We start from the raw sequence: 13,082 nt of genomic DNA, 5'->3' as shown, positions 1-13,082 counted from the left end.
CGCCGCCGAGCCCCGTGGTGACGAGGTGCGGTGCGGACGGCATGTCACCGTAGGGCGTGTTCGAGACTGACGGCTGGCACGTGGCTGTATTCTTCCCACCGACGCAATTCGTCGAAGTGGGATGTCGTAGACGTACGTCCCGATCTCTGCAGAGCCAGCGGCCACTCGGGCAGAATCCCTGCCTCGCCGTCCGCCGCCTCCCAAAGCCATGGACGTTTGAATCGCCACGTCACGCCTCGCGAGTCGAGGAGGGCGTCTCCGTCCTCCAGATAGGCGTACGGACGAAACAACCGTTCGACGCTGATGAACTCATCGCCTGGCAGGTTGTACGAGAATCCTTGTTCCTCGGAAAGCTCGGACCATTCCTCTCCCTGTGGTAGGAGTGAAACCGTCTTCGTGGGACGTGGCAGCCAGCCGATATCGAGTGGTTGGTCGAACTGTTCAATCCCCGCAACATAGGTGATCGTCCTGGGTATGGATATTACCCGATTCTCTCCAGGAACGAAGAGCATTGGATTCCCCTCGAAACGGAACGGTGTGGCCGACCATTCAGCTGAGTCCAGGTGGCGGGGCAGTTGATGGTTTCCGTCCCATCCGTATTCGGACTCGGGATCGACTTGGTGCCACGGAAGTCGCACGGTCACATAGTGAGACGACGTATCGAGAATCGGTACCGAAATTGGGTCGCAGGATAGCTGAAGAATGTCCCCAATATGCAGATCCATTGATCTCCGTTTCGTGCTCGGTAGAGCCCGGATCGGCTAGTATACCGATCCAGGCCGCCATGGGCACAACCTCAGACGACGCGACCAGGCCATGCCGTTGCGCGAAGGAGCGGTGACGGCATGGCTCGGTCACGTACGTCAACTGTATGGATTAATTATCCCACACGAAGCTTCGTTGTCGTGTTGTCTTATTGCTTCCGGGATAGATCGGCCCGACGATTTTCGCGCCCGACGCCTTGATGAGCGGGGCGCATATCTTGCGGCAGATGTTTCGAGACGAGCCGCCGGCTATGGGCGTCCACCCCATTTGATTGATGAAGAGGATGGCGTTCTGCTCGGCATGTGTGCCTGGGACGTTGAAGGCAAGATGCTCGCCCGCCTGTAAAGCCTTTTTCTGGCCTGCGGTCAAGCCGGCGCCGTTCGCCGCGACGACCAATATGGTATTACCCTTACCGTCGCGCGCGGCTACCACGGAAACCGTGCTGTGTTTTTCCTTGGTGTAGACGTTGGGCTCGGCGTCCCAGATTTCCCTCGCCCTGGCCGCCAACTGGATTGGGCAGGTGGTGTTGTGAACCAGAACGCTGACATCGCCGGCATCGACGTAGTAGGTGTTGATGTCCGCGATCGTGAGATTGTGGACCCGCTGCCTGTCGGCCGTTCTCTTCTCAATCGCGCTGACGAGAACATACGTCCCGGCCGAGGTCTGCAGCCAGTCGCCGGACTTGAGATCTCCGGCATCCACCCACTCGCCGGTCTCCGGCAACCAGAAGGGATGTCCTTCAGTGGCGATAATGACGCCTGATTCGCCGTCTTTCTCGCTTCCAGGATCGACCGTGATCTGTACGAGGTTCTTCTGTCCTTCTCCGGTGATGAGAGCCACTACCGGCTTGGCTACGGTCTCCCCAGTTTCGGGATCCGTGGCGAGAACCTTGTCGCCAAGCTCCACTTCCTCGATGGGTTTGCGAGTACCGTCGGCCATGAGGACCTGGGTGCCGGGCGCAAAGCTGTTGCACTCGTCGTCGGAGCCGTCGAGCTTCTTCTTGCTGCTGCCCTTTCCGCCCTTCCGGGTGAGAATCTTCCAGAGCGCGTCCTCGAGGACTCCTTCGCCTTCACCGATGAGGCCATCGGCCACGGCGTGGTCATTCCAATCACATAAGGGAAACGCGCTGCAGTACTCCTCCTGCCCTTTCTGTATCCACTTGCCAAGGGCGACGTCGGCTTCGTCCCGTCCTTGCCGATGTTTCTTGTACAGCGCGGCATCCGCTTTGGCGGCCTTGTTTGCCAGGCGCGTGTACGTCTTCTTGAGCTTCTTGTCATCGGTGCTGTCCGCCAGCCTTCTCAGTCCCGCCTCTCGTTGCGGGCAATCTCCGGGCTGACAGGAGTTGTGCCCATCGAGCTCTATTTCGTTGATCGGGTTGCCGCCGGTGAAGGCGTAGCGGTTGGCCGTCCACGGGTCGAGGCCGAGGGAGAGATCGTCGAGTGCGTCGTTGTAAGAGTCGAGGTTCAGGAAGCGGTTGAGGCCGGGATTGTAATCGCGGAACCCCATGTCGTATATGCCGGTGGAGTTGTCCCAGCGCTTGGCGTTGAAGCGGTAGGGGTTGTACTCCTCCTTGGCGGTGGGGTCGGCAGAATCGGGTTTGTCGACACCGGTGAAGAGCTTGTCGTCGTTGCTGCCGTAGGCGGTGTAGCCATAGGTGGCGCGGCTGTCGCCGTTCTCCTTGGTGATCTGCTCGACGTCGGAGTGGGCGTTGTAGCCGTAGTAGGAGGACTCCTCCGTCCCGTCGGTGTTGACCTTCACCTGCGACAGGCGCTCGCCCCACGCGTTGTATTGGAAGGACTTGGTGAGCTTGCCGGCCACCTCTTCGTCCAGGACCTCCGCCGACAAGCCGAGATAGGAGTACGTGGTGGTCTTGGCGGTGGCGGTTCCCTCCTTCTCGGTCCGCGACGTGGTGCGGTCGAGAGGGTCGAAAGTGTAGGTGGTGACGGTGTTGGTCGTGCCGCCGGAGCCGAGGGTTTCGTGTTTGGTGACGTGGTCGAAGCCGTCGTAGGTGTACTTCTCCAGCGTCGTCCCGGCAGCGGTGACAGTGCGCAGCCGGCCGTAGACGTCGTAGCCCTGGCTGGCGGTGGCCCCATCGGCGGTGGAAGTGATCAGCCGGTTGCGGTCGTAGGTGAAGGTGGTCTGCTTGCCGCCGACGCTCTGGTCGTAGACGTTGTTGTTGGCGTCGTGCTTGTAGGTTTCGGTCTCCGCGGGGCCGCCGCCGGTCGGGGTCTTGACGGTTTTGGCGATGCGGTCGCGGGGGTCGTAGGTATAGGCGTAGTCGTGTTCCAGGTACGCGCCGAGGCTGTCGGCGTTCTGGATCTTGGTGTGGTCACTGGCCTTCTGTAGGTTGCCCTGGTAGCCAAGGGTGTGCTCGGCGACGATCGTGCCGTTGGACTTCTTTTCGACCGAGTGGCGCAACAGGCCGGTCAGGAAGTAGTCGTAGTCGACGGTGTTTCCGTTGGCCTTGGTCTCTTTGAGGCGTTCGCCGCGCGGTGTGTAGGTGTATCGGGTGACCTTGGGCTTGGTGTCGGTGGCGGACTTGCGGTTGGTGACCGAGTCGACCAGGTCGCGTACGTCGTAGGTGTAGGTGGCACGGGTCTTGTCGTGGGTGAGCTCGGTGACGGCGCTGTTCTCGTTGTACGCGTACGTGGTGGTGTTCTTGACGACCCCGTCCAGTTTTTCGACGATCTTGTCGATCTGGTTCAGGCCGGTGTACGTGATCGCCCAGTCGTCGATCTTGGCCGTGGTGGTGTTGTCGAGGATCTGGGTGAGGTTGGCGTTGGGATCGTAGACGTAGCCGAAGTCCTTCTTCTCGACGTCGGCGGCGTTGGTGTCGCGCACCAGCTTGACCGCGTCGGCGGCGACGGTGCCGTTGGCGTCGTCGGTCAGGGTGATGGTGGCGGGCTTGCCGGCGGTGAAGGAGTTGCTGCCCAGCTTCACCCACTCGCCGGCGTGTTTGGTCTGGTCCACCGTCTTTTCGTCGTCGCCGTCGATGGTGTAGACGGCGTTTGTGGCGGTGGCGCCGGCCGGGTAGGTTGCCCAGACCTGATAGGTGCCAGTGGTGTTGGGTATCACGGTCCAGGTGAAGGCGGACTTGCCGGTGCCTGCGGGGGCGGCGGCAAAGTCGTAGCCAGTGACCGCGGACTTTGTCGTCTTCGGACCGGTGGTCGGTGCGGCGGTCGTGCGGGCGGTGAAGGTGCCGGTCGCCTGAACCTGCCCGACATCGCTGTTGTCGGCGAACAACACGTCGATGTCGAGCGGGACACCATTGTCGGAGTGGGTCTTGAGTTTCCCGTCAGGGTAGTAGGACCAGTCCATGGCCCGCTGTGAGGAGCCGCCTGCCGAGGTGACGGTGCGGTTGGTCTGCAGGCCGAGCGTGTTGTAGTCGTAGCTGGTCTGGATACCCCACGCGTCGGTGCTGGTCTTGTTCCATCCGGTGTCCCAGTACGTCATCGTGCTGACGTTGCGGACGGTCTGGCCGTGCGACGGCGGGGCGCTGATCTCCCTCAGTCGAGACAACTCGTCGTAGACATACTTGACCGAGTCAGGCTGGTTGTAGGTGGCGTCGTCCTTGTCGTAGGGGTAGATCTCCTCGACGGGACGGTTGAGCTTGTCGTACTTCGTTTCTGTCAGGAAGTCGCCGGGGTCGTCGGTGGTTTCGACGCCGCGCGGGGTGATGGCCTTGGTCTGGTTGCCAGCCTGGTCGTAGGCGTACTGGGTGGTGACGTACTTGATCACGCCGTCGGTGGAGGAGTGCGGCACGCGAGTTTCCACCACGCTGCCGCGCCCGTCGTAGACGGTGATCGTCTTGTTGCCCTCCTGGTCGGTCTGGCCGACGGGCAGGCCGTCGCGGTCGTAGTCGGTGCTCGTCTGGTGGCCGGCCGGGTCCTTGACCGTTTTGACCTGATGGTTGCGGTCGTAGGTGTAGGCCGTGGTGTAGTCGGCCGCATCTGAGGTGGCGTTCTTGCGCGGGTCGACAACAGTAGTGACATCACCGACGTTGTCGTAGCTGTAGGTGATCTTTTGCTGAGCGGCGTTGACGACCTCGGTGAGCTGGTAGATCGGGTCGTAGACATACGTCGTGGTGTAGTCACCAGCGGTCGAGGTGAGGTTGCCCTTCGGCTCGGTCTGCGTCTTGATGTTGCCGGCCGCATCGTAGGTGATGGTGGCCTTGCGCTCCGGGCTGTCGGTGGTGTCCTTGGGCAGCAGTTGCTCGGTGAGTTGGTCGGCCTTGTCGTAGACGGCGGTCGAGACGGCGCCGTTGGGCGCGATCATCTTGGTGACGTTGTCGTTGGCGTCGTAGACGGGGGCGGGCGTGGTGATGAACACCCCGTTGGCCTGGTCCTTGGGGACCTTCGACTCCAGCGGCCTGTTGAACAGGTCGTAGGCCTGAGTGGTCTTGCCGCCCAGCGCGTCGGTGACCGACAGCACGTTCCCGCGCACGTCATAGACCGTGGCGGTCACCTTGTTGTAGGCATCGATGATCGTCTTGGGATAACCGGACGGGTCATAGTCGCCGTAGGCCGTGGAGTTGGTGTTGGCGTCGGTGCTTTTGGTGAGCTGACCATAGCCGTTGTACTCGTAACGGGTGGTGTAGTCCCCGGCCGTACTGGAGGCGACGCCCAGCGGGTCGGTGACCGACAGCAGACTGCCCTGGGCGTTGTAGCCGAAGGCCCACTTACGCCCTTCGGGCGAGGTCTTCTCGATCAGGTCGGCGACGTAGCCGTTGAGCCCGGCCTGGTAGACCAGAGTGCTCGGTGCGGTGTTGTTGGTGTTCGCCTCGGCGTCGCGCAGTTCCAGTGGGTAGCCGGTCTTAGGATCGTACTTCCACGTCGCGTACGCCTGGTTGGCCTCGGTGAGCTTGACCACGTTGTGGTCGGCGTCCCATTGCAGGGCCGTGGTCTCGTTCTTGGCGTTGGTGACCTGCTCGGCCCGGCCGTACGGATCGAGCACGTACTTGGTGGCGTTGTTCAGTGGGTCGGTGACCGTGGTGCGGACGTACTTGTTGAACGGCCCGTCGTTGTAGTCGAAGCGGGTCACGCCGCCGAGCCGGTCCTTGATGGTCTCGACGCGTAGCTTGCACCAGCCGAGCACGGGAGTGCGGTGGTAGGTGAAGGACGTGATGTTGCCGCGCGGGTCGGTGACGTCGGTGAGCTTGGCGTTCTGGTTGCCCCAGCCGGCGTCGTAGCCGAAGGCGAACGTCTTGGCGGTCGCGTCCCCGGCGCCGTCGACCATGCGCGCCATCAGGCCCTTGATGGTGTAGGTGAAGGTGACCTTGCGGCCGGCGATGTCGGTGACCGACTTAACCTGGTCGATGATGTGCTTGTTCGACAATTTCCGGCCGGACACCTCCTGGCCGTTACCGTCGATGTAGGTGTAGTCCTGGCCCTTCTTGTAGTAATCCAGGCTCAGCGTGCGGCGGCCGGTCGCGTCGGTGATGTGCTGCAGGAACTTCGTCACCTTGCCGAAGCACTCGTTGCGCCGCTCGTAGGCGAAGGACATGGTGTTGCCGTTGGCGTCCACGATCGCCGACTGGTAGCCCTCCTCGTCGAAGAAGAACTGAGTACGGTCCGGCTTGGTGAACACCCACCGGCGCAGCGGATCACGCCCGATGTGGGTCGGCGCGTTCGGGTCGGCCACCCGCTGCAGGTACAGGTGCACGCCCTTGGGGTTGGTGTAGTCGCACACCTGCGGGTTGCAGGTGGAGTTGCCGTGCTTGTTCAGCGTCCACACGTGGGTGGTGCCGTCGCCGTCGGTCAGTCGTACCTTGTTCGGCCAGGTCTGGCGGCGCGGTTCGAACGCCAGCGCGGTGCCGAGCCGTTGCAGCGTCGACGTCTGCAGTGACCAGCCGTAGCCCATCGAGCTGGAGGCGGTGTCGAGGCTGTTGTAGGTGGTACGGATGAACGTCTGCGGACCTCGCGAGGGATTGGATAACGCGTTGTAGGACCAGTTCAGATTTCCGGCGAAGGTGTTGACCAGCGCTGCCCCGCCCGCGCCGGTGTTCTTGCCGGAGTAGGTGTAGAACTTCTCCGATCCGAGCTGGTCGGAGGTGGGGGAGGTCAGCCGGATGCGCTGCGGGTGTTGCGGGGTGTGGTGGCTGGCCGACTTCCAGGTGCCGGCCGCGCTGTCGTAGATGTCCCAGTCCAGCGTGGTCGCCTCGGCCTTGTTGGTGCCGTCCCCGGTCAGCGCCGGAGCGGTCACGTTGGCCGTGACCAGAACGGACTCACCCGGCGGCAGCGCCTCCGGCAGCGCGGTCTTGATCTGGTTCGCGGCGGCGGACAGGTCCGTGCCATCCGGCAGCTTCCACCGGTAGCTCAGCTGCGTCGTGCCCGCCGGCCAGGTCTGGGTGGTGGTGTTGGTGACGGTTACCGGCACCTGGGCGCTGGCTCGAGCGTCCATCTCCAGCGGCGTCTCCGGTGCGTAGAACGCGCTGGAGCCCTCGCTCTTTTCCAGGTACGTCACCCGCAGCCGAGGCCGCAACACCGGCTCATCGCCCTCGGTGGACAGGAACGAGGCCGCCTGCTTGCTCGTGCCGGCCTCGTTGGCGACCTTGACCAGTAGGCCATGGTTGGTGGCCGGGTCAGTGCTCCACGCGGTGGCCGCGGCGGTGACGTCCCACTTCTTCCAGCCCGGCGCCGCCGTCAGCCCGGACACGCTGGACAGCGCGGTGGCCTCGAAGTCGCCGCCCGCTGTGGTCCAGGGGCTGGTCCAGGTCGCCGACTCATCGAAGGCCTTGGTCAGCTTGTGCGCGGCGAAGGACGCGCCGGTGCCGGTGGCGTTCGCGTTCCACAGCGACAAGCTCGCCTCGGTCACCTTGGCGTCGGCCGGGATCTTGTCGGCGTAGCCGGCGAAGGCGATCACTGCGCGGGTGTTGCCCGGCGTTCCGGTGGTGTTACCGGCCGCCAGTCGCTTGCCGTCATGCGTAGCGGTCGGCTCGCCGGAGGCCAGCGCGGTGTCGGCGCTGCCGTAGATCGTGGTGGAGATCAGGCCTGGCCGGGGCAGGACCACCGTCGCCTTCTGCGAGGTCGTGACCTGGCCGTTGGCCAGCACCGCCTCCACCCAGTAGGTGGCTTCGTGAATGTAGGACTCGTCCGCCACCGCCTCGGGGTCGCCGCCGCTGCTGGTATCGGTGTAGGTGGTGGTGTCCTTGCCGATCGAGGCGACCAGCGTGTCGTACCCCTCGGTCGGCGAGTTCTGGCAGCCCGACGGGCAGGTACGGTGCAACCGGTATTCCGCCAGATCATCGCTGCTGTCGGCCGGGGTCGGGTCGGCGTAGGCGGACCACGACAGGGACGCGCCCTGCGAGGTCACCGTGTCTCCCGGCTGTAAGACGACCGACGGCTTGCCGTAGGTGATGATCAGCCGCGGGTGGTTGGTGGTCTCGCCGATCATGCCGTCGCCGCCGTAGACGTCCTCACTCGACTCGTACACCGGACCGCCCACCTTGCCGGTGGCGCTCTCATCGGCGGCCTTCAGCATGAACCCCGGCACCTCGTCCGCAGTGGTCATCCACTTGTTGACCACGCCGGTGACGTTGAACGAATGCCAGCGCGACAGCTCTCCCGGGTTGCGGGTCACCGTGGCGATCGGGGTGGCCGCGACCGTGGGCTGGGTGTTCCAGGTCACCGTCCAGGAATCCCAGTCGCCGGTGATCTCCCGCGCCTCGACCGTGACCGGCCCGGCCTCACCCAAAGCCTGGTCGAAGTACGTCTCCAGCCGCGCGTCATCCACCACCGTGCCGATCGGCATCGGCAGGTAGAAATTGAGCAGCGACCGGTTGATCCCGGTCGCGGTCTTGCCCACCGGCAACTGCCAGGCCTCGTCGAAGTTCGTGGTCTTCTTGGCCGAGTCGATGTAGGTGTCATCGCGCTCCGGCGAGATCCGCAGGGTCGGGTCGATCACCACCGGCCATTTGCGCTCCGGCGCCGCCAGCCAGCCCGCGTCCGGCGTGAGCGTGATCGTGGCCTGCCCGTCCTTGTCCGTCACCGTCTGGGTGACCTTCTCCGAATGGCTCTTGCCGTACGGCGAGGCCGGATCGGACGTCTGGTCGATCATGAACGGTTTCGGCACCGTGAACGCGGTCGCCCCATCGGCGCCGACGAACGCGATCGACCCGTCCCGTTGCGCCTGGGCCTGCACGCCGTCGGTCTTGAGCGTGAACTCCAGCGGCGCCGACGGCGCCTTGTTCAGCACGACGAGCTCTTTCAGCCCCGTGGGGGTGAGCTTGTAGATCAGGTCGACGCCGTCCCACACATTGGCGTAGGTGGCCGTGGAGCCCGTCACTTTGGGTGTGATCTGCCGGTCCTCACCCGGCACACCCAGCCTCAGCCGCCGCCCGTCCAGTTCGACCTCGGCCAGACTGCTCGACCGGCCGCCGAACACCGATCCGAAGCCCGCCGTGTCATTGGCCGCCGCGACGCCGTTCTTCGCCCGCAGTTGGGTGTCGATGTTCTGCCAGGAGCCCTTGCCGTCCTGGAAATGCACCGGCTCCGAGGACAATTCCAGCTGGAGCCGCCCGTCGTCGAGCTGCCACACCTTACCGTTGGCGGTGCGTTTTTCCGTTAATTCCTTGACCCGTTTACCCGGCGGTTTTACCTGCCGGGGCTGCTCGGCCGCTTTTCCGTCGCGGCCGGGTAGTGCGACGGGTGTTTTTCCCGGCCGCATCTCGCCCTTCGGATCTTCGGCGAACAGGCCGCTTATGCCTTGCGACAGCCAGGTGGCGAACCGCGACACGATTCCTGCGTCGTGCGAGGAAGCAGGACTCTGCGCGGACGCCGGCGGCACCGAGACGAGCGAGGCGACCAAGGTGGTCGCTAGAACGACACTCGATGCTCTGCGTAATCTTCGGGAGCGGGAGAGGGATGAGGGTGTTCTGCTTGATAACCAGGACAAGCTTGCCTCCGTGCAGGTCAATGCGCCCTTTAAGTATGAGGCGCAGTTTGAGGGAACTCAGGAGGATCAACGCACGCGGAGTGAAGCTCGTCAACGATTACACAGGGTGATAGTTATGCGTTCGAACATGCTCTCGCATGGAGTGAAGGGGAAGGGTCTAGCAGGCGTGATTGTTGGCGATCCGACTCGAGTATGGACGAACCGTTGATGTGACGGTTCGTAAACGGCCCAGGTCGCAACAGGTCGCAAGTTATGTAAACGTTACATTCGGCTGCTGAACATCGGGCAATTTGGAGCGATCCAGCTATAAGTCTGCACGAATGTAGTTAAAATCTAGAGGAGCTGTGTTGGCTGAAGGTCTGACTATGCATGAGTGCTCGGCGGAAGGGACAAAGTCGCGCCAGGTTGCCATATTGACAGCGAATAAGTCTTGTGCGTAGAGTGCGCTTTTCAGAACCCGAGCGAGGCGGGTGTCACGGGAGTCTCTGATGAAGTCTTCGGTGTCAATGGCTTGTGCGGTGCCAAAACGCGGATACTGTTGCTGACCCAGGCGTTCGGAGAGCGATCAGGCCGCTCTGCGGTCTCGTTGATCAGTCCTGTTCGCTCCTTCAGCGGTGAATTCGGGAGGCCATGTCGATCACCTGGCGGGGGTCGTGCAGGGGCGGGCGGAGGGGCTGGCCCTGATGGGGGCGATGGTGGTTGAAACGCAGGTTGAACGTGACTACGCGTTCTCCTGGGTCCATCAGCAGGTTCCGGGCTTGCTGGGTGGTTCATGCATCGGTCGGCGTGGGACGTGACGCCCAGCAGGTGCACGCGGCCTGTTTCCATCGTCCATGACGAACAAGACATACAGGCGTTTGAGGAACATGGTGTCCGTGCATGAAGTCGCACGCCAGGATGCCGGAGGCATGTGAGGAACTGTCGCCAGGTAGGTGAGGTCGGGTGTGGCGCTGGGCCCAGGCCCGATGCGGCGAGGATTCGGCGGATGGTGCCTTCGCCGATTCGATGACCGCCCAAGTAGTTCACCGCTGATCCGCCGGTGCCCCATCGTGGGTTCTCGTCGGCCCGCCGGAGCACCAGGTTACGTAGCTCGCCCGGGATCGGTGGACGCCCGGTCGCCTTTGGGTGAGTCCAGCGTTGGCTGACCAGCCGGCGGTGTCAGGACAACAAGGTGCCCAGCGTCACGATCCGATGGAGGCGAAGCCGCGTGGGAAGCAATCGCGCCAGTGCGGTTAGCAGCGCCCGGTCGGCCCAGTCCAGTTGTGGCCGGACGACCTGACGTCGCAGGACGGCGACCTCATGACGCGGCACCAAGATTTCCGCCTCCTTGGAGGTTCGCCCCGCGCGTAGCGTTAACCAGCCGAACAGCCGGACCATCAGCAGATACAGCAGGCGTAGGAACATGAGTGCCGAGGATGGGAGGCCAGCTCAGATGACATGGACGAGTTTGGCACTGCACAGGTTTGCTCTGGCCGGTGAGCGGCGAGTAGTCGAGGCGCGCTGATCAGTCTTTGGGGATGTTGGCGGATGTGTCGGGCTTGTCTGGGGGTTGAGACGTGTAACTTCGGCTCCGGATGATCGAGCCAGGGGTACGCGCACTCACGGGGCAAGCTTCACCCCGCCGTCCAGCGACCGCCTATGTGACCAAGGAGGACGAGGACGGCGAAGATTGTCGCCAGCGCGACCATTGCCCCGATGATGACTTTCCGCTGAATGCGCATCGCGCTCGTCTTTCGTGGTCCGTCACCGGCGTCAGCAGTTGGAGCTGCTGCCGGTGGGCGTGGAAGTGCCGTCGTAGTGGGACCAGATGTGGAGCTGCACGCACGCCGCGTCCGGTATTCCGAACGCGTGCCAGACGGCCACTCGCCGGGTCTTGTGGCCACCGTTCGTGTAGTAGTAGTCCTGTTTGTCGTCGGGTCCACGCGGTGCCAGGGCCAGGTCAGTGCCCAGCCGGCCTTCCATCTCGACACCGACGAGGAGATGCCACCGCAGAAGGCCGTCGCCGCGGCGAACGCGGAAACGAGTTGAGGCGGTGGCACCCGTGGGGGGTGCCTTTCGCGACGCGCTGGCGTTCCACGCCGATTATCGGCCTCCGAGCTGCCCTGACCTGCGGATCCATGCTCACTCGGCATACATGATCGCCATTCGTCGGGAAAGATCCGCCTATGCGGGCGGCGGCCGTGCTCGGTGCGTGCTCGTACACCCCGTCACGCTTTTCGATCGCCTCCCCCCGCACCGCGAACCACCTCTTATGAGCCGTGCGTGGGCCAGTTTTCGCGCGCCGAGACGTAGAATTCGCGCAGTGCGAGCGTGAACACCCACCCCTCCTTGCGGAGATGCGTAACTACGTTCTGGCCGGCCACTCCATGGGCGGCTGGGTGACCCGCATGTTCGCCGCCGCGTACCCCAACGAGGTGGCAGGGCTTGTGGTGATCGACTCCAGCCATCCCGACCAGCACCGCCGGGTGCCCGGCTACTACTGGCAGACGTTCAAGTACGCGCTGATCCGCCGTACCAAGTGGTACGGCGCGCGGAGGTTGCTCAGCAACGTCGGCCTCGCAGCACTCCCCGACCTATCACGTGCCGGCCGAGTACGCGGAGGCGCGGGCCGCGCTGGGGTTCGGCCACCGGCAGCGGTGGACCTCGTGGTGGGAACTCGCGTTACGGGTGCAGATCGGCGCCGCCGTGCGGGTTCGCACCGGCCCAGTCGGGCGACACTCCCATGACGGTGCTGACCTGCGGCAAGGAACAGCCGGGCATAACGACGGAGAAGGACCGCGCACACGCGCGATCACACATCGAGGTCTGGCATCCGATGCAGGTCGACCTGGCGGCACTGCCCACCGGCTCGAAGTACGTCGTCGCCGAGAGTGCAGGGCACTACATCCACCACGACCAGCCCCAACTCGTCGTGGACGCGCTCCTGGATATGGTGCGGCGAGTTCGTACCTAGGTCAGGTGCTTGTTGAGGTAGTCCTGCACCGGCCGGTAGAGCGGGGACGTGACGAGTTCGGCGACGCGTGTCCGGTTGCACCACTCCACATCAGCGATCTCATCCGCACTGGCCGCGTGTGCGGTGCCGGCGACCATCTGGCAGGCGATGTAGGCCAAATTGCGGCCGGTGTCCGGGTGGATGCGTTCGCCCAGGTGCTTGATGGCTGCGACGCGGAGGCCAACCTCTTCGAGGGCTTCCCGGACGGCGGCCTGCTCGGCGGTTTCGCCCGACTCGACCTTGCCGGCCGGGAAGTGCCAGAGCAGGGCACCCTCCGGAACGCGGCGGCGGGCGAGAAGAACCCGCCCATCGGCCACGATGATGGCCACGGCGACCGCCGGTGGCTCACCGTCTGCGCTCGTCACTTGGATATCGACTGCTTGTGCATGGCGGACTCCGGGATGGGCTGTCGGTGCGCTACGCCCACCTCGTT

General features: G+C 63.9%; 7 protein-coding genes. 2 read left to right on the top strand and 5 right to left on the bottom strand.

Annotated features, from left to right (window positions below; translation table 11 throughout):
* Positions 1-44: 44 nt before the first annotated feature.
* From AB0I81_RS53880 to AB0I81_RS53865, 4 genes are all read right to left on the bottom strand, one after another.
* Entirely contained in the window at positions 45-725 is a 681-nt protein-coding gene (locus AB0I81_RS53880) for a hypothetical protein (RefSeq protein ID WP_360676141.1), read from the bottom strand.
* Positions 726-876: 151 nt separating this feature from the next.
* Positions 877-9,570, bottom strand: coding sequence for a DNRLRE domain-containing protein (locus tag AB0I81_RS53875; RefSeq protein WP_360676138.1), 8,694 nt, complete (start codon positions 9,568-9,570; stop codon positions 877-879).
* 1,245 nt (positions 9,571-10,815) lie between these two features.
* Positions 10,816-11,061, bottom strand: coding sequence for a hypothetical protein (locus AB0I81_RS53870; RefSeq protein ID WP_360676135.1), 246 nt, complete (start codon positions 11,059-11,061; stop codon positions 10,816-10,818).
* A gap of 348 nt (positions 11,062-11,409) precedes the next feature.
* Positions 11,410-11,619, bottom strand: a complete 210-nt coding sequence (locus AB0I81_RS53865; RefSeq protein ID WP_360676132.1) for a hypothetical protein — start codon at positions 11,617-11,619, stop codon at positions 11,410-11,412.
* Between the two features lie 374 nt (positions 11,620-11,993).
* Here AB0I81_RS53865 and AB0I81_RS53860 point away from each other — a divergent pair, with 374 nt between their 5' ends.
* On the top strand, positions 11,994-12,383 hold the full coding sequence (locus tag AB0I81_RS53860) for an alpha/beta hydrolase (RefSeq protein ID WP_360676130.1): 390 nt from the start codon (positions 11,994-11,996) through the stop codon (positions 12,381-12,383).
* Positions 12,380-12,610, top strand: coding sequence for an alpha/beta hydrolase (locus tag AB0I81_RS53855; protein ID WP_360676127.1), 231 nt, complete (start codon positions 12,380-12,382; stop codon positions 12,608-12,610). The genes AB0I81_RS53860 and AB0I81_RS53855 overlap by 4 nt, the downstream gene beginning before the upstream one ends.
* Here AB0I81_RS53855 and AB0I81_RS53850 read toward each other — a convergent pair.
* Positions 12,607-12,978 (bottom strand): NUDIX domain-containing protein, encoded by a 372-nt coding sequence (locus tag AB0I81_RS53850; protein WP_360676124.1) that lies wholly within the window; start codon positions 12,976-12,978, stop codon positions 12,607-12,609. The genes AB0I81_RS53855 and AB0I81_RS53850 overlap by 4 nt on opposite strands.
* Positions 12,979-13,082: the final 104 nt, after the last annotated feature.

The organism is Nonomuraea sp. NPDC050404, from assembly GCF_040655495.1.
Lineage (GTDB): Bacteria > Actinomycetota > Actinomycetes > Streptosporangiales > Streptosporangiaceae > Nonomuraea.
This window is presented reverse-complemented; position numbering and strand designations above follow the sequence as displayed.